This window comes from Chryseobacterium sp. PCH239 (genome assembly GCF_018924625.1).
In the GTDB taxonomy this organism is placed as follows: domain Bacteria; phylum Bacteroidota; class Bacteroidia; order Flavobacteriales; family Weeksellaceae; genus Chryseobacterium; species Chryseobacterium cucumeris.
Window position 1 is genome coordinate 753452 of record NZ_CP073027.1, and the last position, 23753, is coordinate 777204.

The 23753-nt window shown below is 36.4% G+C and carries 23 protein-coding genes and 1 pseudogene; 6 read left to right on the top strand and 18 right to left on the bottom strand.

Annotated features, from left to right (window positions below; genetic code table 11):
* Both KBP46_RS03620 and KBP46_RS03625 read right to left on the bottom strand, forming a co-directional pair.
* Positions 1–2469, bottom strand: a complete 2469-nt coding sequence (locus KBP46_RS03620; RefSeq protein WP_216444649.1) for a tetratricopeptide repeat protein — start codon at positions 2467–2469, stop codon at positions 1–3.
* A 372-nt stretch (positions 2470–2841) separates the two neighbouring features.
* On the bottom strand, positions 2842–3084 hold the full coding sequence (locus tag KBP46_RS03625) for a hypothetical protein (protein WP_062669754.1): 243 nt from the start codon (positions 3082–3084) through the stop codon (positions 2842–2844).
* A 357-nt stretch (positions 3085–3441) separates the two neighbouring features.
* On the opposite strand from KBP46_RS03625, the gene KBP46_RS03630 reads away from it, so the two are divergent.
* The 6 genes and pseudogenes from KBP46_RS03630 (at position 3442) to KBP46_RS03655 (ending at position 9292) form a co-directional block, all read left to right on the top strand.
* Positions 3442–4263, top strand: coding sequence for an alpha/beta fold hydrolase (locus tag KBP46_RS03630; protein WP_062669756.1), 822 nt, complete (start codon positions 3442–3444; stop codon positions 4261–4263).
* A gap of 228 nt (positions 4264–4491) precedes the next feature.
* Positions 4492–4689: a 50S ribosomal protein L35 gene (rpmI, locus tag KBP46_RS03635; RefSeq protein WP_034694453.1), complete on the top strand. Its 198-nt coding sequence runs from the start codon at positions 4492–4494 to the stop codon at positions 4687–4689.
* Positions 4690–4806: 117 nt separating this feature from the next.
* A pseudogene (rplT, locus tag KBP46_RS03640) lies at positions 4807–5150 on the top strand (50S ribosomal protein L20).
* A gap of 350 nt (positions 5151–5500) precedes the next feature.
* Entirely contained in the window at positions 5501–6664 is a 1164-nt protein-coding gene (locus tag KBP46_RS03645) for a M28 family peptidase (protein WP_216444650.1), read from the top strand.
* A gap of 76 nt (positions 6665–6740) precedes the next feature.
* Complete coding sequence (locus KBP46_RS03650; RefSeq protein WP_216444651.1) at positions 6741–7916, top strand: M28 family peptidase; 1176 nt, start codon at positions 6741–6743, stop codon at positions 7914–7916.
* Between the two features lie 206 nt (positions 7917–8122).
* Positions 8123–9292, top strand: coding sequence for a M20/M25/M40 family metallo-hydrolase (locus KBP46_RS03655; protein WP_216444652.1), 1170 nt, complete (start codon positions 8123–8125; stop codon positions 9290–9292).
* An 83-nt stretch (positions 9293–9375) separates the two neighbouring features.
* On the opposite strand, the gene KBP46_RS03660 is transcribed toward KBP46_RS03655, so the two are convergent.
* From KBP46_RS03660 to KBP46_RS03735, 16 genes are all read right to left on the bottom strand, one after another.
* A complete protein-coding gene (locus KBP46_RS03660; RefSeq protein WP_216444653.1) occupies positions 9376–9921 on the bottom strand; it encodes a lipopolysaccharide assembly protein LapB in 546 nt (181 codons plus the stop codon).
* Positions 9890–10477, bottom strand: a complete 588-nt coding sequence (gene hisIE / locus KBP46_RS03665) for a bifunctional phosphoribosyl-AMP cyclohydrolase/phosphoribosyl-ATP diphosphatase HisIE (protein WP_216444654.1) — start codon at positions 10475–10477, stop codon at positions 9890–9892. Before hisIE ends, KBP46_RS03660 begins: the two co-directional genes overlap by 32 nt.
* Positions 10474–11226: an imidazole glycerol phosphate synthase subunit HisF gene (gene hisF, locus KBP46_RS03670; RefSeq protein WP_216444655.1), complete on the bottom strand. Its 753-nt coding sequence runs from the start codon at positions 11224–11226 to the stop codon at positions 10474–10476. The genes hisIE and hisF overlap by 4 nt, the downstream gene beginning before the upstream one ends.
* Complete coding sequence (hisA, locus tag KBP46_RS03675; RefSeq protein ID WP_062669771.1) at positions 11219–11938, bottom strand: 1-(5-phosphoribosyl)-5-[(5-phosphoribosylamino)methylideneamino]imidazole-4-carboxamide isomerase; 720 nt, start codon at positions 11936–11938, stop codon at positions 11219–11221. The genes hisF and hisA overlap by 8 nt, the downstream gene beginning before the upstream one ends.
* Before the next feature lie 2 nt (positions 11939–11940).
* Entirely contained in the window at positions 11941–12519 is a 579-nt protein-coding gene (gene hisH, locus KBP46_RS03680) for an imidazole glycerol phosphate synthase subunit HisH (protein ID WP_123278261.1), read from the bottom strand.
* Positions 12520–12521: 2 nt separating this feature from the next.
* On the bottom strand, positions 12522–13616 hold the full coding sequence (gene hisB, locus KBP46_RS03685) for a bifunctional histidinol-phosphatase/imidazoleglycerol-phosphate dehydratase HisB (RefSeq protein WP_216444656.1): 1095 nt from the start codon (positions 13614–13616) through the stop codon (positions 12522–12524).
* Positions 13617–13618: 2 nt separating this feature from the next.
* The gene (gene hisC / locus KBP46_RS03690) at positions 13619–14644 is read right to left on the bottom strand and encodes a histidinol-phosphate transaminase (protein WP_216444657.1); all 1026 of its coding nucleotides are present in this window, start codon (positions 14642–14644) and stop codon (positions 13619–13621) included.
* 89 nt (positions 14645–14733) lie between these two features.
* Entirely contained in the window at positions 14734–16008 is a 1275-nt protein-coding gene (gene hisD / locus KBP46_RS03695) for a histidinol dehydrogenase (RefSeq protein ID WP_216444658.1), read from the bottom strand.
* Positions 16009–16234: 226 nt separating this feature from the next.
* Positions 16235–17092: an ATP phosphoribosyltransferase gene (gene hisG, locus KBP46_RS03700; RefSeq protein WP_062669782.1), complete on the bottom strand. Its 858-nt coding sequence runs from the start codon at positions 17090–17092 to the stop codon at positions 16235–16237.
* Positions 17093–17339: 247 nt separating this feature from the next.
* Positions 17340–18437, bottom strand: a complete 1098-nt coding sequence (locus tag KBP46_RS03705; protein ID WP_216444659.1) for a glycosyltransferase family 1 protein — start codon at positions 18435–18437, stop codon at positions 17340–17342.
* Positions 18434–19210: a polysaccharide deacetylase family protein gene (locus KBP46_RS03710; protein WP_216444660.1), complete on the bottom strand. Its 777-nt coding sequence runs from the start codon at positions 19208–19210 to the stop codon at positions 18434–18436. The genes KBP46_RS03705 and KBP46_RS03710 overlap by 4 nt, the downstream gene beginning before the upstream one ends.
* Position 19211: 1 nt before the next feature.
* Positions 19212–20141: a glycosyltransferase family 2 protein gene (locus KBP46_RS03715; protein ID WP_120231046.1), complete on the bottom strand. Its 930-nt coding sequence runs from the start codon at positions 20139–20141 to the stop codon at positions 19212–19214.
* 5 nt (positions 20142–20146) lie between these two features.
* Complete coding sequence (locus KBP46_RS03720) at positions 20147–21316, bottom strand: glycosyltransferase family 87 protein (RefSeq protein ID WP_120231045.1); 1170 nt, start codon at positions 21314–21316, stop codon at positions 20147–20149.
* 29 nt (positions 21317–21345) lie between these two features.
* Positions 21346–22158, bottom strand: coding sequence for a 2,3,4,5-tetrahydropyridine-2,6-dicarboxylate N-succinyltransferase (locus KBP46_RS03725; RefSeq protein ID WP_062669791.1), 813 nt, complete (start codon positions 22156–22158; stop codon positions 21346–21348).
* A 71-nt stretch (positions 22159–22229) separates the two neighbouring features.
* Positions 22230–22841 (bottom strand): isoprenylcysteine carboxylmethyltransferase family protein, encoded by a 612-nt coding sequence (locus KBP46_RS03730; RefSeq protein ID WP_253297187.1) that lies wholly within the window; start codon positions 22839–22841, stop codon positions 22230–22232.
* A 213-nt stretch (positions 22842–23054) separates the two neighbouring features.
* Entirely contained in the window at positions 23055–23627 is a 573-nt protein-coding gene (locus tag KBP46_RS03735) for a C40 family peptidase (RefSeq protein WP_062669794.1), read from the bottom strand.
* Positions 23628–23753 lie beyond the last annotated feature (126 nt).

Genomic DNA, 23753 nt, shown 5'->3' on the forward strand with positions numbered 1-23753 from the left:
TTAATCTGTTTCGAAACCATGCTTTTCAGCAAAAGCACTCCACTTCAGGTATTTCTTTTCATTTTTAAAGACCGGATCTTCACCATAATAATACATCAAACGTTGAGTTGCATATTCGTAGGCACTGTAAGTATTGGCCTGTTCATAATACTTGATGGCTTTCTTCAGATCCGTTTTTACTCCCATACCGTGTTCGTAGATAATGCCGTAATAAATCCCGGAATAAGATTGATCATAGTCTTTCTTCAAGTATACCAAGAGGTTTTTATAGTCTCTTAACTGGTAATAGATTTCTGAGATTTTATCGTAATTGTAGGTATATTTTTTCTCAGCTTTCTGATAAAAATCCAAAGCTTTACTGTAATCCTGCTTCACGTGTTGTCCAAAATAATACAGATCACCCAGGTTGACAAGAGCCATTTCGTCACCAAGCTCGGCACTCTTTTCATAGGCCTCAATTGCTTTTTTGATATTAAAAGAATACCCAATTCCGTTGTGGTACAAAGCCCCGAGATTGTTCCAGGCTACAGGGTGGTTTCGTTGTGCTGCTTTTTCGTAATATGCAATGCCTCTTTGCGGATCAAATAATGATTCTATTTCAGGGTCGGTAAGCAGTAATCCTATTTCTACCAGGCTATCCATGTCACCCTTTTGGGCAGATAACTCAAAAAGACGAAGTGCTTCGTGGTAATTCTGGTTTTCCTTTTCGTCAAAAGCCATTTTTTTAATCGTTCCAACCTCCATGAATTGTTCGGCGTTCTTACCCGTCTGGCTTTTCCAACGGTTATAAAAGGAAGTAAAGTATTCCAGATCTTTTCCCCGGAATGAATACCGGTCCAGATAAACGGCACCATATTCGGAAGCCTCTACCCGGTGAATGCTTTTGTCTTCATGCATCCTCAACATATTTTCACCCTGATACAGAAACAACAAACCTTCTTCTGTTCTGTAATTCAAAGGATTGGAAATATAATCATACAATTGGGCTGACAGACCATTCTCAAAACCGAACAATTGATACCCTTCATTTTTTTGAACCGATAAAAATCCATTTTCCAGATAGTGAATCTGCTTAATTTCCGGTTGGGGAGTGATTAACCAATTTCCATTACCTGCATCAAAAAGTCCTGATCCTGCATTGGTTTCCAGGATAAAGACATTATTTTTATATCCGGCATTGGACTGTGCTTTTATTTTACTAACAGATTCATTTTCCAGCAGAAACTGATGTTTTAAAGCATGATAGATCTTCCAGCTTTTGTCTTTACGAATAGCAAGAGTTTCATAATTATCAATTAAGATCATCTGATCTGCTTCGTCTATAATGAGGCGGCCTCTTTCATCAATCAATCTGCCCTTCTTGTCAAATTTGTTCGGTTTGATCCAGAAACAGGTACTTGCTTTTGAGATGCTGCCTTCTAAAAAGTCTCCGAGATAGTTTCCTTCTTTTGTATAATATTTTCGTTTTCCGGTACCTTTTTGTCTGGTGAAAAATAATTCAGGGAAATAATCATATTCATATGGATTTTCGCTTTCAATAGGGATAATCAGTATGTTTTCATCGTTGTAAACTCCGAATTTTCCATCTTTTTCTACCAAAAGAAATCCATAGGCTGCTCTTTCAATGGCATCGTATTCCGCAGGAATCATCCAGGTGTTTGAATAGATTTTTAAAATCCCTGATTTGCCATTCACCTTTACTTCACCTAAAGGTTCCTGCCCAAAATCGAATACGTCAAAAGCATCTTCATATACCGGAGAAACCCATTCTTTTCCGTCACTTTGCAGGTAACCAAAAAAAGCACCTTTTTGAATTACCGATATATTGTAGTAATCATCGGCTTCAAAAATATCATCATAAACTGCCGGAGCTAAAATACCCCCTTTTGCATCTTTAAGGCCAAACTTCCCGTTCTCTTCAAATACAGAAGATGCCGCTTTTTTATAGGCAAGCTCTTCAAAATATCCTAATCCGTAATTAACCCAGTCGGTTTGTAAAATTTCAAGAAATGAGGAATATCCTGTCTGTGAAAACAAGGGATCCAGCAGCGAAAGGTTACGGGCTTTAACAGCCTTTTTATACAGCTTGCTTTTTTGCTGAATTTCTACCAGCCATTCCTTTGCCTGTACCATATGTTCTTCTTCGTTCATATTGAAAACATCTGTTGCATTCAATACAAAAGTGTCGTAAGGTAAAGCTTCCAGAAACTCGAACATCTTATTAACGGGTTCGTAATAAGCTTTCTTGTAATGCAGCTGAAAAGTATCTGCCAGCAGATTGAAAAAATAACGCAACTGAACAATTCCCTGATTTTTATCTGAGAAAAATTCAACGCCTTCCACTTTGATGTCTTCTGCGAGCAGAGGATACAACAATAATGGAATTTCATAGTTCCACTCGCCAAGATAGGTATCGAATGTCTGATTTGCTTTCTGATCGTAGTTGTATAAATAAATCCGGTGCGCCATTCGTCAAATTTTATAATGTCGGAAAGCATTACAGCATTCCCTGTTACCTGAGGTTACCTCCAGAGTAGCTGCATAATTCGAAGATACGCATCAATATTACTTTTACAGCTTCTTCCTCACTCCATTGTATTTGGCTAGTGTTTTTACCCATAGTTTTTTAGTGTTTATTCGAAATAAGAATTTATCGTTGAATCGGGTGTGAAAAAGAAAGCTATAAAAGTTATAAATTATTGTTTATCCGGGAGAGATTTTAACCGTTTTATCTTTATTAGATTTTTAGGTCAAAGATAAAAATAGAGACAGTATAAAAACATCCCTGATATCAGTGGTTTTTAGTTTAGTCTGTTTCATAATATAATGCATCACATCTTCTTACGGCCTATAGGTTTCGGCCTGTTCAAACAGGATCATGTAACAATAAAATGCAGTTAAAACTACTCCGATAAGGCCGGAAATAAGAAATATAAGAAGGTAATACACCACTTTTTTATCTTTCTTTTGTATAAAATTGATAATGAAAGTAATCAGCGTACACAGGAATCCTGCTCCAAAAAATATAATTAAGACAGCAAAAAATAAAGCTCTTTCCAGGTGTAGGTCTGCGGATGAAAGCATAACAGTTTAAATTTACAGGTTAACAATAAGTTCAGCAGGTTTGACTGAAAATAGTAATGATCAAGCCTACCTGAATTGTATGTTTCATATTCATCGTCAATATTAGAGAGAACCGTCAAATACTGCAATCCCGATTATCAGGTATATTTTGTGCTGCCTTACTTTTTTGAGTATTTTCTTTGTAACAAAAACATTTTCAATCTATTTACTCTTTAAAGAGTATTACCTATACATTATTATTGTTAACAAATTTTTAAACAATTATTATCTTAGATCAAGATATTCTAAAGATTTTCTATCTAAATTTGTGATATAAAAAATCAAACACACTATTTATTAATATTAAAAAAAGAAACAATGAGCACACTTACATTAAAAGACGGAACAGAAATTTATTACAAAGATTGGGGGAAAGGACAGCCGGTTTTCTTTCACCACGGATGGCCATTATCGAGTGATGACTGGGATGCCCAAATGTTCTTCTTTCTGGAACAGGGTTATAGAGTAATTGCTCATGACAGAAGAGGACACGGAAGATCTGAACAGACACCTTACGGACATGATATGGATACTTATGCATCTGACGTAGCAGAAATTGTTAAAGCTTTGGATTTGAAGGATGTAATCCACGTAGGACATTCTACAGGCGGTGGTGAAGTAATCCGATATGTAGCAAAGCATGGTAACGGAAGAGTGGCAAAAGCCGTTCTGGTAAGTGCAGTGACACCTATTATGGTTCAGAATGAGAATAACCCGAATGGAGTTCCTATTTCCGTTTTTGATGATATCCGAAACAATACCGCAAAACACAGACAGCAATTCTTCATCGATATTACCTTCCCTTTTTATGGGTACAACAGAGAAGGAGCCAAAGTTTCAGAAGGAATCCAGAGAAACTGGTGGAGACAAGGTATGAATGGTTCTATCAAAGCACATTATGACTGTGTGAAAGCATTCTCTGAGACAGATTTCACCGAGGATCTTAAAAGTGTAGATGTTCCTGTATTGGTAATGCACGGTGAAGATGATCAGATTGTACCTTTTGAAACCACAGGCAAGGTAGCTGCTACTCTACTTAAAAACGGGAAACTGATTTCCTATCCCGGATTCCCGCACGGAATGCCAACTACAGAAGCTGAAACCATTAACAGAGATCTTCTGGAGTTTTTTAAATCCTAATTTTTATACATACCATATCAATTCTGGTAAAAAAATCATTAATATAAGGCAGACCTGTTGTTATGCAGGTTTGCCTTTAAAATTTAAGGTATCCTGCTTTCTATGATGTAGATTAAAAAAACTTTCACGGATCACTTTTTTTTCGTAATTTTGCACACTATTATTCCTAATGTCTTTAGGAGTAGCCAAAACAGATATTGATAACAAAAACAATAAAAAAGCAAAACAATGCCAAAATTAAAAACGAAATCAGGTGCTAAGAAACGTTTTGCTCTTACCGGAACAGGTAAGATCAAAAGAAAAAACGCTTACAAAAGCCACATCTTAACTAAGAAAGAAACTAAGCAGAAGAGAAATCTTACGTCTACTTCTTACGTAGCTAAAGTGGATGAGAAAAGCGTTCAACGTCAATTAGCAATTAAGTAGTTTTTATAAATCTATATTCGGTTTATAAGAATTCAAACAAATTCACAATTTTAACCCTGAAACGGTGCAAATAAGAGCAATAACACTGCCGCCCTTTTCAAAAAAACAATTTAAATTATGCCAAGATCAGTAAATGCCGTAGCTTCAAGAGCTCGCAGAAAGAAAATTTTAAGCACGCTAAAGGTTATTTCGGAAGAAGAAAGAACGTTTGGACTGTAGCTAAAAACGCGGTAGAAAAAGCAATGCAATATGCTTACCGTGGTAGAAAAGAGAAAAAGAGAAATTTCAGAGCACTTTGGATCACTCGTATCAACGCGGGAACTAGAGAGCACGGAATGTCTTACTCTCAATTTATGGGAGCTCTTAAAAAGAACAACATCGAACTTAACAGAAAAGTTTTAGCAGATTTAGCAATGAATCACCCTGAAGCTTTCAAAGCTGTTGTAGATCAAGTAAAATAATGTAGAATAGATTTTGTTATCAATATAAGTCCCGGGTTTTCCCGGGATTTTTTTGTTATATACTTTTCAATTTCTTATATGGTAAATTCCATTCTAATTGCCATATCAACAGTAAACTTTATGAGATAGAATTTACAAAAGATGAATTTATCATTAAACACATTCAATAACAAAGAAAAATTTACCTAAATTTTATTTATTTAGCGAATTTTACTCTAACACAATAATAAATTTAATAAAAAGTTAAATTATTATTGATAAATCAAACAAATTAACACTATTCCAGTTAATAATTAACAATAAATGATGATTTATTGCTATATTAGCAATCTCTAAAGAAAGTATCAAAAATGAAAAAAGTTGCAGCTTTTTTGCTCACATCCATTGCACTGCAGAATATAAGTGCACAAAGTTTTATTCAAGCTTATAAGGACAGAGCAGATATGGTTACCCAAACCAATATTAGTACAAACCTTCAGGAATTTGCAGGTTTTGGAATTAAAAAAACTGGCACAACAGCCAATAACAATGCTTTTGACTGGCTTAAAAACAAATATCTGTCCTACGGATATACAGCAACTAACATGTCCGAAGATTCTTTTACTTACGGAAGCAACACTTCAAAAAATTTAATTATTACCAAAACGGGAACAGTCTACCCTAACAAATATGTTATTATCTGTGGGCATTATGATACAATTGTAGGCCCTGGAGTAAGTGACAACGGAAGCGGAACTTCCATTATTCTTGAAGCAGCAAGAATATTGAAAAATGTTCCAACAGAATACTCTATCAAGTTTATTCATTTTTCCGGGGAAGAACAGGGGCTTGTGGGAAGTAACCATTATGTAAATAATGTAGCTTATCAGAATGGCAGTCAGGTTTTGGATATAAAACTGGTTTTAAATATTGACCAGGTAGGTGGGCTTATTGGAAATAATAACAATACGATTACCTGCGAAAGAGATACTGGTGGAGTGTCTTCCAACAATGCAGCCTCTACTGCTGTAACACAGGAACTGATGAACTGTACTACCCTTTACTCTCCTCTTCAGACGAATCTTTCGTATGCTTACAGCTCCGATTATATGCCTTTTGAGGCGAAAGGATACACCATTACCGGGTTCTACGAATATCTGAGAAGTGAAAACGAACATACAGTAAGTGATACTTTTGCCAACCTGGATCCTGTATATGTCTTCAATGTAGGAAAAGCAGCTGTGGGAGCTTTACAGCACTTTGCCGTTGCCTCTACAACCAGCAATCTTTTAAGCACTAAAGATACAGCACAACACTCAACAGAAACCATCAGGTTTTATCCTAATCCGGCTAAAGATCTTGTGACTGTGGAATTTCAGGAAAAAGTAAAACAATTCAAAGTTGAAGTCAACGACATGTCAGGAAATACTGTGTTATCGCTTGAAAACCAGGACAAAATAAATACTTCAGGATTAACAAACGGAGTCTACACCTTTACCATTAAAACCGATAAAGGAAATACTACAAAAAAATAATCATTAATAAATAATGTCAGGTGGAATATTCTGAATCTGTTTTACATTTAGGAATATTCAGCATTACTTTCATAGAATGAAGAAAATCACTACTTTTTTATTGGCTTCTGTTGCTTTTCAAAGTATTGGAGCCCAAAGTTTTATACAGGCTTACCAAGACAGGGCGGATATGGTAACCCAAACCAATATTACCACTTACCTTCAGGAATTTGCTAATTTAGGTGTAAAGACTACAGGCTCAGCAGCTAATGCCAATGCGCTGACATGGCTCAAAAACAAATATCTTTCTTACGGATATACAGCCAGCCAGATTGTAGAAGACCCTTTTACAGCAGGGAGCTATAATTCTAAAAACCTTGTTATTACCAAGACAGGAACTGTATACCCCAATAAATACGTAATCATTTGCGGACATTTCGACAGTATTACCGGCCTGGGAATCAATGATAACGGAAGCGGAACTTCTATTATTCTTGAAGCAGCAAGGATTCTGAAAGATGTTCCGACTGAATATTCTATAAAATTCATTCATTTTTCCGGGGAAGAGCAAGGACTTCTGGGAAGTAAGCATTATGTCAACAATGTGGCTTACCAAAGTGGTGTTCGTGTCCTGGATATTAAACTTGTTTTTAATCTGGATCAGGTAGGCGGTGTGATGGGAAATAACAACAATACTGTTTACTGTGATGAAGATCAAGGCGGACTTTCTTCCAATAATGCAGCTTCGGCTGCTGTAACTCAGGAACTGAGAAACTGCACAGCACTCTACTCTCCTCTTCTGACTGCTGTAGATCCCGCTGCTGATACGGATTACATCCCTTTTGAACAGAAAGGCGAAGTGATTACAGGTTTCTTTGAAAGAATAAGAAGCACCTATCCGCATACAGTGAATGATACTTTTGCCAATACAGATCCTGTATACATTTACAAGATAGGAAAAGCGTCTGTGGGAGCACTGCAGCATTTCGCCGTTGCTACCGGAACATTGGGAACGCATGAAACCGCTGTAAAAAACACACTGGAAAGTGTAAAAATCTATCCAAATCCTGCCAAAGATGTCATCAATATTGAACTTCCGGATTCCAGGGTTAAAAACTTCACTTTTGAAATCACTGATTTCCAAGGACGTTCTATTTTCAAGAGAAACAATGAAACCAAAATTAACGCGTCCTCACTTGAAAACGGAGCTTATATCGGAATTTTAAAAATTGGGGATCAAAAGGTTGTCAGAAAAGTGATGATTGAAAGATAATACAATATGCAAGCCTCTATTTGTAAATAAAACCTTTGAATAGTTTCAAAGGTTTTATTTTTATACCAGATCCACATTACAGTATTTACAAAACATTCGCAATAATCAATATGATATTCATAGTAAATATTCTTTTATTTTAAAATATTAAACACTTTATTGTGATTTATTTACTACATTCGTGTTACCAAAATAATATTATTTATATGAAAAAAATCACAACACTTTTATGCTCTGCATTGATGATGCAGAGTGTTGCGGCTCAAACTTTTATTCAGGCTTACAAAGACAGAGCTGACCTGGTAACACAAACCAACATCACCAACAATCTCCAGGAATTCAGTAATTTAGGCGTAAAAACCACAGGTTCAGTAGCGAATACGAATACCCTGAACTGGATTAAAAACAAGTATCTTTCTTACGGCTATACTGCGAGCCAGATAGAAGAAAGTCCTTTTACCTTTGGAAGTACCAGTTCCAAAAATTTAATCATCACCAAAACAGGAACGCTGTATCCTAACAAGTATGTCATTATATGTGGGCATTTCGATACCATTTATGGCCCTGGAGTGAATGATAACGGCAGCGGAACGTCTATTATTCTTGAAGCAGCAAGGATTCTGAAAAACGTTCCTACTGAATATTCTATAAAGTTCATCCATTTTTCAGGTGAAGAACAGGGATTAAAAGGAAGCAGCCATTATGTGAACAACGTAGTATATCAGGGAGGTGTCCGCAAATTGGATATCAAACTGGTCTTCAATCTGGATCAGGTAGGCGGAGTGAAAGGAAATAACAATACAACCGTATATTGTGATGAAGACCAGGGAGGTGTTTCCAGTAACAATGCTGCTTCTGCAGCTGTCACACAACAACTGAGAAATTGTACAGCACTCTACTCTCCTCTTCTGACTGCCGTAGATCCGGCAGCTGATACGGATTATATTCCTTTCGAACAGAAAGGTGAAGTGATTACCGGGTTTTTTGAAAGGATAAGAAGCACTTACCCTCACAGCTCTAAGGATACTTTCATCAATATGGATCCTGTTTATGTATACAAGATCGGAAAAGCAACCGTGGGTGCCTTACAGCATTTTGCAGCAGCATCAACTACCATGAGCAAACCCGCTTCAAAAAATTCACTGGAAGCTGTAAAGATCTACCCTAATCCAGCCAATAATATGATTAATATTGACTTACCGGATTCTAAGGGAATGGATTTCAGCTTTGAAATCAGCAATTCTTTGGGAAGGTCACTTTTGAAAGTCAATAACGAAAGAAAGGTTAATGTTTCATCCCTTCAGAACGGAGTCTATGTTGGAGTTTTGAAAGTGGGCGAAGAAACCCTTGTCAAGAATATTATGATTGAAAGATAAGAAATCAATTCATTGATAATAAAAAAACAGCAGGGGTATTCTATTCCTGCTGTTTTGTTTTAGAAGAGCGTGTTTAAATATTTTTATTTCAAACAGTTATTTTTTAATGCGAGTCCTTTTATTTTAGAAATAATAGCTTGTTCATTAATAAAACCATTTTTGATATCTGCTAATAATTCTTCCAGAGTTATTTTATATACATCCGCTTCATTAAATGACAAAAACCGTATAATTTCTTCTAAGGCTTTATCAAAATCTTTAAGTCCACAATAGGACAGATATTTTATCTGAGATGCTAATTCATTGTGCTTGTCTCTTTGTAATAAATTATCCTCAATATCAATAGCCCATTGATATTCTCCTAGTTTATACCAGCAGTTTGACATGAATAATAGTCTGTAGCTTTCAGATTTTGTAGATAACTTGCTGATATTCTGCAAAATTTCTACAGCGGGCATATATTGCCCGTTATCCATTAAATTCTTAGCTTTCTGTAACCCATCAATCATATCTGAAAGTTTATTTTCTATGATCTTAAAATAACGCTTTTCATTTACCGAAAGAATTCTTGTCTTACAATCAAAAAGCGAGTCAATTTTATTGATCTCTGCCTTTAAGAATCTCTTCAATCTCCTCCATTGAAAATCCTTTGGCTTTCAATAAAATTAAAAAGTGATACAACAGATCTGCAGCTTCATTTTTAAAGAGATCATCATTACTGTCTTTTGCTTCTATAACTAGTTCTACGGCTTCCTCGCCTACTTTTTGAGCCATTTTATTGATTCCTCTCTGATATAATGAGTAAGTATATGAGTCTTCAGCCTTCATATCTATTCTCTGAGATATTTTTTCTTCCAGTTCATACAGAAATCCTTTAGTACTCTTTTCCCCGAAACAACTAAAACTGCCTGTATGGCAAACCACATTTTTCGGAACGGCTTTAATTAAAATGGTGTCCTGATCGCAGTCGATATCAATACTTTTTACAGTTAAAAAATTACCCGATTCCTCACCTTTTGTCCAGAGTCTGTTTTTGGAACGGCTGAAAAAAGTAACAATTCCTTCTTTTTTTGTTTTCTCAAAAGCTTCCTCATTCATGTAGCCCAGCATCAAAACCTGCAGCGTTCTGTTATCCTGAATGACTACCGGAACAAGCCCGTTATCTTTACTAAAATCTATTTTCATCGTACTTCAATTTTTTGAGTTTTTAACTGTTGTTTCAAATCCTGAATTCCTATTTCATTAAAGTGGAAAATACTGGCTGCCAATCCTCCTGTAGCTTTTGTTTCATTAAATACTTTAACAAAATGATCTACAGCACCAGCTCCCCCAGAAGCAATCACGGGAATGGTAATACTATCTGAAACCAGTTTTGTAATGCGAAGATCAAAGCCATTTTTTGTACCATCTCCATCCATTGAAGTTAGCAGAATTTCTCCTGCTCCAAGGGATTCTGCTTGTTTTGCCCATTCCAGTGTAGAAAGTTCAGTAGCTTCTCTTCCTCCTTTGATATGCACCAGATCTTTATCGCCTACTTGCCTTGTATCAATAGCAACCACTATACACTGGCTCCCAAATTCTTTAGCCAGATCAGAGATAAGGGACGGATTTTTAACCGCGGAAGAATTGATACTGATTTTGTCTGCCCCGGCTTCCAAAAGCTTTCGCACATCTTCCACAGACGAAATTCCGCCTCCCACTGTAAACGGAATACTGAGCTCTTTGGCAATTTCTTTTACAAGTTCTACAAAAGTCTTCCTGTTTTCAATAGTTGCCGTAATATCCAGGAAAACAAGCTCATCAGCTCCTTCCTGCTCATATTTTTTGGCAAGTTCTACAGGATCCCCTGCATTTTTAAGATCTTCAAAGTTGACTCCCTTTACAGTTGCTCCATCTTTGATATCCAGACATGGAATAATTCTTTTCTTAAGCATTTTCAATAAAATTTTGAAGTTGTTGTAAACTTATTTTTCCTTCATAAATTGCTTTTCCAATGATTGTTCCCGAACAGCCGACATCCTTCATCTTATAGACATCAGCAATACTTGAAATACCGCCGCTTGCTACCAGCTGAACAGATGTTTTATATAAAATTTCAATATAAAGACCTGTTGAAGGACCTTCCAGCATACCGTCTTTTGCAATATCAGTACAAATAGTGGTCTGTATTCCTTTTTCCTGATACTGAAGGATGAAATCGATGATATCATTGTCACTTTCTTCGAGCCATCCCGAGGTTTTAATCTTTCTGTTATCACAGTCTGCTCCCAGAATAATTTTCTCACCATACTTTTGAATCATTTCATAGCAGAATTCAGGATTTTGCACTGCAATACTTCCTAAAGTGATCTGTTTTGCACCGGAATTAAAGGCTGTTTCAATATCCTCCTGAGTCTTTAATCCTCCTCCAAAGTCGATATGCAACGAAGTGGCACGAGCAATATTTTCCAGAACCTTCTGATTCACGATATGCTTTGATTTTGCCCCGTCAAGATCTACCAGGTGAAGAAACTGAATACCAAAACTTTCAAACTCTTTGGCCACTTCTACAGGGTCTTCATTGTATATTTTCTTTGTATTGTAATCTCCTTTTGATAAACGAACACATTTACCGTCGATAATATCAATAGCCGGAATTATCTTCATCATTATAAATTTATAAAGTTCTTAATGATCTGATTCCCTACCATTCCCGATTTTTCCGGGTGAAACTGTACTGCATAGAAATTGTCTTTCTGCAATGAAGCACTGAACGGCAGGATATAATCACAAACCGATGTTGTATAGTCTGACAGTTCACAATAATAGCTGTGAACAAAATACACATCACCACTCTTTTCTATTCCTGAAAACAGTGGCGAAGTCTGCCCGGAAACGGTATTCCAGCCCATATGCGGAACAATATCCTTTGCCGGAAACTTTCTGACATTGATATCAAAAATCCCCATTCCTTCGGTATCTCCTTCTTCATTTCCTTTACACATCAGCTGCATTCCCAGACATATTCCTAAAACCGGCTGTATAAGACCAGGAATCAACAGATCAAGCTCTTTTTCCTTCAGCAGTTTCATGGTTGATGAAGCTTCTCCCACGCCCGGAAAGATCACTTTGTCAGCTTTTAAAATCTGTTCGGGATCATCGGTGACCACGGAATCAACATTCAGTCTGTTGAGGGCATTCTGAACGGAATTTACATTTCCTCCGTTGTATTTTATTATAGCGATCATATTTATAAACTTCCTTTTGTAGAAGGTAAACTGTAGTTAGCATCCGATTGGTTCACTGCCATTTTAACGGCTTTTGCAAATGCTTTAAAAATGGATTCAATTTTGTGGTGTTCGTTATCTCCTTCTGCTTTGATATTCAGATTGGACTTTGAAGCATCGGTGAAGGATTTAAAGAAGTGAAAAAACATTTCCGTAGGCATGTCTCCAATTTTTTCTCTTTTAAACGGAGCATCCCATACCAGCCACGGTCTTCCGCCGAAATCGATAGCCACCTGAGAAAGACAGTCATCCATCGGAAGCAGGAAACCATATCGTTCAATACCTTTTTTCTTTCCTAAGGCTTTTAAAATAGCTTCTCCCAGCACAATTCCGGTATCTTCTATCGTGTGGTGTTCATCTACGGCAAGATCACCGTTCACTTTAATCGTAAGATCCATATTTCCGTGTCTGGCAATCTGGTCCAGCATATGATCAAAAAAGTGAAGCCCGGTTGAAATATCTGATTTTCCGTTTCCATCAAGATTGACCGTAATTTCTATATCTGTTTCATTGGTTTTTCTGGATACTTTAGCCTTTCTCATTCCTGATTTTAAAAACTGATAGATCTCCGACCATTTTAAAGTAGATAGCTCCGCTTCGCTATTTAAGTTTTTGTTAAGATAAATAGCTTTAGTACCTAGATTTTTAGCAAGTTGAACATCGGTATTTCGATCACCAATTACATAGGAATTTTCAAGGTCGTAATTCCCATAAATATATTTTCCGAGCATTCCAATTCCGGGTTTTCTGGTGGGAAGATTTTGGGATTCAAAGCTTCTGTCAATCAAAATATCACTGAAAGTTATCCCTTCATTTTCAAATGCCTGCAACATTTTCTCATGAGGTTTTATGAAGTCGTCTTCAGGGAAACTCTCAGTTCCCAATCCATCCTGATTGGTGACCATTACCAATTCATAATCTAATTCATTGACAATTTTTGCAAGATTTTGAAAAACTCCCGGATAAAACTCAAGCTTTTCCAGAGAATCAACCTGAAAATCTGCAGGCGGTTCAATAATTAACGTTCCATCGCGGTCTATAAAGAGTACTTTTTTCATTGTTAGATACTTTTTAAAAGGTTAATTAATTTTTCATTTTCGGCACGGTTTCCCACATTAATCCTGATACATCCCGGAATGGCCGGATCTCTTCTGCTGGTTAAAACTTCCTCTTCCAGCATTTTTGCATAGACATTATCAACATTTTCCATTCTGATCAGAAAGAAATTGGCATCTGTTGAAAAGACTTCGGAAATACATTGAATTCCTTCAAACTGCTGTTTCAGCCATGTTCTTTCTTCCAGAATACGACTTACGTTCTCCTGAAGTCTGTTTTCTTCCGCCAGAGTCTTTAAAATCAATTCCTGGCTCAAAACATTCACATTATAAGGTGCTTTTACCGTATTAATAAGACTGATAATTTCTTCAGATGCATATGCCATACCTACTCTTGCTCCGGCAATTCCCCATGCTTTAGAGAAGGTTTGCAGCACAATCAGGTTAGAATATTTTTCCAACAACTCAAGACTTGATTTTTTACCAGAGAATTCGATATACGCTTCATCTACCACTACAATTCCGCTGAAATTCTGAATATAAAATTCAATATCATCCACACTGTTTCCGGTAGGGTTATTAGGAGAACATAAAAAGAAAATTTTCAGTGAAGGATCTTCTGCTGTTTTTAAAAAATCATTTTTAACGATTTCAAAGTTTTCATCCAGATCCAGTTTCAGAATTTTATTTTCATTGATGGCTGCATAGAAACCGTACATTGCAAAGGACGGATTCATCATCAGAATGGCATCTTTTTTAGGCTCGCAAAAAATTTTAATGATAAGATCTATCAGCTCATCACTTCCGTTTCCTATGGCAATCTGTGAAGGTGCAACTTTTTTAATCCCTGCAAGCTTGCTTTTAAGCTTTTTCTGGGTAGAATCAGGGTAACGATTGCATTCTCCAAAAGGGCTTTCATTCGCATCCAGCATTACCGGAGCATTAAATTCATTGTGATCCCTGAAACTGATGTATGGCTGTAATTGTAATATATTTTCTCTTACGAGTGGTTTGATACTGTTATTTTTCATTGTATTGTTTATCTAAATCTATTTTAAACCGTTAAGTCCAGGACCTTTATTTTCAAATGGTTTTATGGTTATGCGTTTTTCAACATTTATCATTTTAATCTTATTGATACTGCATTTTTGTGAGCAAACAAACCTTCTGCTTCTGCCATGAGTTCTATGGTTTTTCCCAAATTCTGAAGTCCTTCTTTTGAAAGTTGCTGGAATGTTATTTTCTTCACAAAGCTATCCAGGGATACTCCGCTGTAGTTTTTTGCATAACCATTGGTAGGAAGCGTGTGGTTGGTTCCACTGGCGTAGTCGCCCGCGCTCTCGCAAGAGTAGTTTCCAAGAAAAACCGAACCTGCATTCTCAATCAGCGGAATGTATTTTTCAAAATCAGCGATAGCCAAAATAAGGTGTTCAGGAGCATAAAGGTTGCTGAACTCAAGAGCCTCTTTCAGCGTATTGATCAAAATAAAAGAGCTGTTTTCCAAAGCCTGAGCCGCAAATTCATTTCTCGGCAAGTCTATGATCTGACGTTCAATAGCCTTAACCGTCTCTTCAAATACTTTAATATCTGTAGTGATAAAAACCACCTGACTGTCACTGCCGTGTTCTGCCTGTGAAAGAAGATCGGCAGCGCAAAAATCAGGAACAGCCTGCTCATCAGCTATGACAAGAACTTCACTCGGACCGGCTGGCATATCAATGGCAACTCCATACCGTTGTGCATATTCTTTTGCCGCTACCACGAACTGATTTCCAGGACCAAAAATTTTATTAACTGCAGGAATAGTCTCTGTCCCAAAAGTCATCGCTGCAACAGCCTGCGCCCCACCTGTTTTAAAGATTTTCGAAACTCCGCAAAGTTTTGCGGCATACAAAATTGCGGGATTGATATTTCCGTTTTTATCCGGTGGTGTGCAAAGAACAATCTCTTTACAACCTGCAAGATTGGCAGGAACCGCAAGCATCAATACGGTAGAAAATAACGGAGCTGTTCCTCCCGGAATATAAATCCCTACTTTTTCTACTGCACGATTTTCACGCCAGCAAACCACTCCTTTCACTGTCTCAACTTTCTGAATTTCCTGCTTTTGAGAAGCGTGAAATTTAGAAATATTTTCTTTAGCCTGTTGGATAGCCTGTTTCAGTTCATTACTAATCTGTTTTTCTGCGTTTTCAATTTCTTCTTCGGTCACAGAAATGCTTTGAGTGTCTGCTTTATCAAATTTTTTATTGAATTCTCTTAAAGCTTTATCTCCGTTTTTTTCAACTTCTGCAAAAATGTCTGTGATAAGTCCTGAGATTTCTTTCTGTTCCAAAACAGGACGTTTTACTAAGTCTTTCCAGCTGTCTTTTATGGGATATCTATATATTTTCATTGTATTATTTTTAATTGTTTTTTACGCAAAGGCGCAAAGTTTTTAATTCATATATCTTTTTTAAGACGCAAGAAAATCTTAGATTTTCAGCAAGTGCGTGAGTATAATTTTGTGACTTAAAATGGTATTCAATTTTATCGGAGATAAAATCTTTGCGTCTTAAAATAGTATCAACTTCATTTTTATTGCGCCTTTGCGTTAACCAACATCTATCATTATGATTTTTTTAAATAACCATTTTATCAATTGGAATGATTAAAATATCCTGAGCCCCATTTTCTTTGAGTTCGTCAATGACATCCCAGAAACGCTCTTCATCAATCACGGAATGAATACTGCTCCAGCCTTCTTCTGCAAGCGGAATCACCGTAGGACTTTTCAATACGGGGAGAACGCCGGCAACTTTCTGTATTTTTTCGTTGGGAACATTCATCAGAATGTATTTTGAATTTTTTGCTTTTAAAACTGCTTTGATTCTGAATACAAATTTTTCAAGAATGGCTTCTTTTTCAGCTGATAATTGAGGCGTTTGAGCCAAAACTGCCTCCGATTTCAGCAAAGTAACCGTTTCTCTTAATCCGTTTTTGAATAAGGTGCTTCCTGAGCTTACAATATCGCATATTCCGTCTGCCAGACCGATATTAGGTGCTATTTCTACAGAACCGGAAATCACGTGAATATCTGATACAATTCCCTGGTTTTCTAAAAAGTTTTTCAGAGTGTTAGGATAAGAGGTAGCAATTTTTTTACCCTGGAAATAAGAGATTTCATCGCTTTCTACTTCTTTGGGAACAGCTAATGAAACACGGCATTTTGAAAAGCCAAGTTGCTGGATCGTTTTAATGTTTTTACCTTTTTCAACCAGAAGATTTTCGCCAAGAATGGCTACATCCACCACTCCGTCTTCGAGGTATTGCGGGATGTCTGAGTTCCGGAGATACATGATTTCCATCGGAAAGTTATCTACTGAAACTTTGAGTTGGTCTTTACCGTTGTTGACGAAGATTCCGCAGTCTTTGAGAAGCTGAAGAGATTCTTCGTAAAGCCGGCCGCTTTTTTGGATTGCAATTTTTAATTTACTCATTTTGCCTTTTTTGGGTCCGAGCAAATAAAAACTGATCTGTTGAAATTTCTGATGAGAATTCAGGAAACAAAAAAACCGTCTATTTACTCAGACGGTTTTAATTATTTTTGATTTTAGCACATACTTATATCAATCAATTCCGTCTAGCAGAGATGATGATGATAATGATGTAATGCTAAAAATGTTGGTTTCATTGTATTGAATTATGATGCAAATGTAGGATTTATTTTTAAAATGCAAAGTTTTTTCAAATAATTTTTTGATAAAAATTCATCAACTCTTTTGCAATGGATTCGTCATTAAACTTCTGAACAAACTCGAAACCCTTTTCCTCACGGCGTTTTCGCTCGGATTCATTTTCCCAGAGAAATTTTAATTTGGCTCGGATATCAAGATCGTTCTCAGGATTCACATACACAGAGTCTTTTCCACCTGCTTCAGGCAGACAACTGGTATTGCTGGTAACAACAACAGTTTTCGAGAAAAGTGCCTCAATGACAGGGATTCCAAAGCCTTCAAAGAAGCTAGGATAAACAAAAATATCTGCCAGTTTATAGAGACAGGCCAGCTCATCCATAGAAACGCCTTCAAGGAAAAGCACCTGTTTTTCCATTTTGTTTCTTTTCAGAAAGCGTTCTATTTTCTGATAGTATCCGGTTTTTCGTCCCACCACAACCAATGGAATTTCTGTACCGTTGATCGCTTTTACAACATTCAAAAGGTTTTTACGGTCTTCGATAGTGCCTACATTCAGTACAAATCTTTCGGGAAGCTTAAATTTCTCTTTGACAGCCTTCATTAATTCCGGAGACTGCTGTTCTTTAAAAGCATGATGACATCCCTGATAAATAACTTCAATCTTAGTCTCAGGAACTTTTAAATACTGAATAATATCTTTTTTGGTCTGTTCTGAAATCGCAATGATTTTGTCAGCCGTATCAGCGGCTTTTTTGAATTTCCAGAAATGAATTTTCCTGTCAAAAAAAGAATAATACTGCGGATATCTTACAAAAATCAGATCATGGATGGTAACCACCTTTTTAATAGGCTTTGGATCCCATTTGAGTGGAAGTTCGCCCGATAATCCATGGAATATATCAGCACCTTGCCTCTGGGCATCTTTACCCATTTTAAGCTGACGGGACAGGTTTCCTTTAGAGGTTTCAATAAAGTGAACATTAGAACGCTCCAGAATCTCCTTTCCTCTCTCGGACTTATTTTTGTTTAATAACAGATATTCATTCTCCGGTTCATATTCGGAAAGGATTCTTACAAGATCTCTCGAATAGTTTCCCAGGCCGGATGTATTGTGGAAAAACCGTTTGGCATCAAAGGCAATCTTCATCGTTGGATCTGTTTTTGAAATTCCTGAAATGTTCCGAATGTATGTCCTTTTTCTTTCAACCATCCTACAAACGAGTCAAATCTTTCCACCATATCTTTTCCTGAGTTTTTTACCGTAAATCCAGGAAGTTTAAAGGTATCATCTTTAATTTCTGCAAATTCCCAAGGATGGAAATAAATATTCAGATAATTATCCTTTTTCAAGGTGTCCGAAGCCAGTTTTTTGTAGAAAAACAAAGGGAAATTGTGAAAGCTTAGCCAAAACAAAGGAATTCTGAAGTTAGGAGAAACCGAAGCCGGAATCTGCGTTACATTTCCTTCTTTGAAATACGTTCTTGATACTTTTAAATTATTATATCTTCCCGGCAAAAATGTAGGGTTGATGGAGGAATTGTATGCATATCCTGCTTCTTCCACTGCTTTTTCATCTACCGGCATCATTCTCGGCATTCTTAATCCGGTCACTTTTGTGGAAAATAATTCTTCCAGTTTCTCTCTAGATTCCTTCAGGTGCTTGTCTTCAAATTCCGAATGAAACCAGGTGTGAGAAGCCAGTTCATGCCCCTCATTCAATAACCTTTCGATAAGGTGTTTGCTATTTTCTGCAAAAACTACTGTGGAAAAAAAAGTAGCTTTAGCATTATGTTTTTTAAGAATATCGAGAATTCTCTCTAATCCTGTCTGTGAAATTGAAATCTGCTTTTCAAAGGGAATTTCACCCTTATATTCTAATGGCATATCAAATTCTTCAATGTCAAAACTCAATAAAACCATTCTAAAAATTTTTGTTTTTAATAATATAATTTGGTCTGTCTTTCACCTGTTTGAATATTTTACCTAAATAAATTCCCATGATTCCGAGGATGATCAACTGAAGTCCTCCAAAGAAAACAATGGTCATAATCAAAGATGCCCAACCGGAAATCTCTGTTTTGGCAATAAATGAATGAATTACGTAGGCTCCATATCCGATTACTGAAAGCGCTGAGAATAAAAAGCCCAGATATGCTGCCAGATAAAGGGGTTTTACACTGAAAGCAGTGATTCCCGTAAAGGCAAAAGTAAACATCTTTTTGATATTGTAACTGCTTTTCCCTGATAGTCTTTCTGCTGCAGTAAAATCGATTCCTGTTTGTTTGAAACCCATCCAGCTCGTTAATCCTCTAAGGAACAGATCGTCTTCATTAAAATTTCTCATCACTTCAACTGCACTTGCATCCAATAGTCTGAAATCTGAGCCGCCGCCTTTTGTTAAGTTAACATCTGATAAACTTGATAAAAGCTTGTAAAACAGGTCTGATGTTTTTCTTTTAAAAAAAGAAATCTCTTTAGGATACGTTCTAAAGGTAAAAACGACGTCATAACCTTCTTCCCATTTCTGAATCATTTCCGGAATAAGCGCCGGCGGATGCTGAAGATCTCCATCCATAGAAATGACTGCATTTCCGTGGGCATTGTCCATACCTGCCTTTACAGCGGGCTGGTGTCCAAAATTACGGGAAAATTCGATGAATTTTACTTCATCATACTGACTGGAAAGTTCTTCTAATTTTTGTTGAGTATTATCCCTGCTGCCATCATTCACAAATATGATTTCAAAGTCATAATTGTTCAAACCATCAAAAACTTCTTTAATTTTCTGATGGATCATGGCCACGTTTCCTTCTTCGTTATAAGCGGGAATTACAATTGAAATTTTCTTCATATGTATTAATTCAGGCTGTAATTTGTCTCAAAATCTTTAGTCAGAAGTTCATAAGTCACTCTCAACCAGATTACAATACAAGGTACGGCTTTTAACGAATATTTGATAATATAATTCTCTTTTACAAATTTCGGGAAAAGGTCCGAAGTTGAGAAACAGGTAAAAATAATAACAAAAATCAACAATCCAATGATCAATGGTGTTCTTTCTTTCTGAAGGAAAAACCAGATCAGCACTCCTACCACCGCAATAATATACGTAGGAGATTCTGAACTTGAACTGAATAATACCAAAAATAGTAATGTTGAAGCCAAAATCATCAATTGAAAAGCATAATGCTTATATTGCTTTATTCTGATGTAAGGTAAAGCAAAGAGAGGCAATCCGCCTGCTAAAAACACAAGGTTTGAAATGGATGCATCACCTAAAATTCTTCTCACAAAGCCCATTAAAGAGATATCCTGCATATTTCCAAGAACCTGATTTTCGCTATTCTTTTCTACAATAGACTGAAACCAGTCCGAGTAACACTGAATGACAAACTGCGGACTTGAATAGGCCATCGGAAGTACGAAAAATAATATAGCAATGCCAATTCCTGAAAGTATAAATTTAGTTTTGCTTTTAATAAAGAAAAACTGAGTTAATCCTACAATTCCGTAGATTTTTACAAATATTCCTATTAAAATTGCAGTTACGGATTTTACTTCTTTTCTTTCGTAAATATACACTGCAGACAACAACAAAAGACCGGTCAGCGCCACATTGAACTGCAGACTTAAAGCTGCTGTGATGTATTCCTGAAGGCAAAGCAATCCGAAAATGGCTTTCTTACTGTCTGAAAAAGGCAGTTTATAAATTCCGTAGATAAAGATGAAAGTATTGGCAATATTCCAAAGTGAGATTCCCAGCCAATCCGGCATCATGGCAAACGGCGCAATCAAAGCACTGAAAAATACACCATAATGGTTCAGATCAAAATAGAGATCGGGATAATGGATAAATAAGTTTTTCTGATGAATGGTATTAAAGAATACGTTTTTAAAAATCAGATAGTTATTGATCGCATAATCTCCTCTCAGATATTTGGAAATTGCAGTAACAACGGATATAATAAGATAAACCCCAAATATATATTTAGGGTTTAATAGTATTTTAAGAAATTTTTCTTTCAAGATTGTGGTATTAGATTAAAATATTAATCTTAAACGGCTACATTATTCTCTCTCAATGCATCATTCAGAGATGTTTTCTTGTCTGTAGATTCTTTTCTCTGACCAATGATCAGTGCACATGGAACCTGATATTCTCCTGCAGGATACTGTTTTGTATAGCTTCCAGGGATTACTACTGAACGTGCAGGAACTCTTCCTTTGATTTCAATAGGTGTATCTCCAGTAACATCGATAATTTTTGTAGAAGCAGTCAATACCACGTTAGCACCCAGTACAGCTTCTTTTTCTACGTGAACTCCTTCTACAACGATACATCTTGAACCGATAAAGCAGTCATCTTCAATGATTACGGGAGCAGCTTGTAATGGTTCCAATACCCCACCGATACCAACGCCACCGCTCAAGTGAACGTTTTTACCGATCTGTGCACAACTTCCTACTGTTGCCCAGGTATCTACCATTGTTCCGGAATCTACATAAGCACCAATGTTAACGTAAGATGGCATCATAATAACTCCTGGAGCAATGTAAGCACCTTCTCTCGCTACTGCATGTGGAACAACTCTCACCCCTTTTTCAGCATAACCTTTCTTCAAAGGCATTTTGTCATGAAATTCAAACGGGCCTACTTCAATAGTTTCCATTTTCTGGATCGGAAAATACATTACTACAGCTTTTTTCACCCATTCATTTACCTGCCATCCGTTTTCTGTGGGTTCTGCAGTACGAAGTTCCCCTTTATCAACTAAAGAAATGACTTCTCTGATCGCCTTCTGGCTGTCTTCATTCTGCAATAATTCTCTGTTGTCCCAGATATTTTCAATAGTTTGTTGTAACGACATGTTTCTTATTTAAAATTATACCGCCCAAAGATACAAAAAAGTTCAGCAAAACAGGTTGTAACATCATGCATTTAATAAAGACTCAACATGCGCCTCACCTTCTTTTTGTAGGCGATGTAAATTTCTCCATGTTCTTTTAAGAGATACTCTTCTTCAAGCCTGATCTGGATCTGCATCAACATACTTCCCGTCAGTAGAAGAGCAAAAGTAATTACGGTAGGGAAAGCAAGGAAAAATCCAATAAGGCTTATGGTCATTCCCAGAAATATAGGATTTCTTGAAAACCTGAATAATCCGTGAGTTATCAGTTCTGTTTTTGCTGAGTTATCAATTCCAATCCTCCATGAGTTTTTCATTTGTAACTGGGCAATAACAACCCAAATCAATGCCATCATCATTAAAACCAACCCTGTGTATTGAATGAGATCATATTCCAGCACATTGATTTTAAAAGCAGGGAAAATGTCTTTCGGAAAAAACAAAAGAAGTATTGTATAGATAAACAAAGCAAATAAAACCAGCTTAAAATACAATCCCACAAGTCCATATGCAGAATCATCTTTGGGAAGAACATTAGGATTTTTGCCAATCTGTCTGGCTACTTTATAACTAATTCCAACAAAGGAAATGATAAAGAAGAGTATGAAATATAAAGGAATAAAGAATCTGATGAAATCTGCCATATGATAATAGTTTTGGACAAATTTCATAGGTTTTGGGATGCAATGCTATTGCAATGACAAGAATATTATTGATTTGCAGAAATGCGCAATTGTAAAACCTGGCAATTCCCCTCCACCGGAGGTGTGGCAAAAATTCAGAGAATTTTTGACGGGGTGGTTAAAGAAGAAGATTATGTAAGTTTTGGCTAAAGCCCATTTCTATTGATAGAATATTTACAACACTCTTTGAGCATGAAGATAGGCCTTATTCCAGTATTTTTCATTCAGGGATGAAATGATTACGCCTTTTGAGGTAGAAGCATGAATGAATTTCACTTCTCCATCAGGGCCTATATCATGAACAATTCCCACATGGGATACTCTGCTTCCTCCGGCTGTCGCAAAAAACAACAGATCACCCGGTTTTACGTCTTTGATATCAATATTCTTTCCGGCATCGGCCTGATCAGAAGATCTTCTGGGAAGATTAAAATTATTTTCTTCAAATACTTTTACCGTAAATCCCGAACAGTCAAATCCTGAAGAAGTATTTCCTCCAAATTTATATGGTGTTCCGATATACTTTTCTGCATCTTTCAAAATATCATTGATGGACCTGGAAACACTGCCATTAAATTTTGAATCCAGTTTTCTGAGATTTTCAGCCTTCGCTACGGCTTTTGTATTTGACTTTTTGCTCGCAGAAGCACTTTTCGAGGATCCACAAGAAACCATAAAAACAGCAGCTGCCAGGGTAACCACCAACTGCTTTACTTTTATTTTTTGTTGAAATAATTCCGCTCCCATATTCTTCTGATTTATAATTAATTAACAAAATTTACCACAAATATACATTTTATAATTTAATTATGGTATAACTATACTACAACTATATTATAAATATATGTTAAAGTTTTGATTTTCATTATTTAT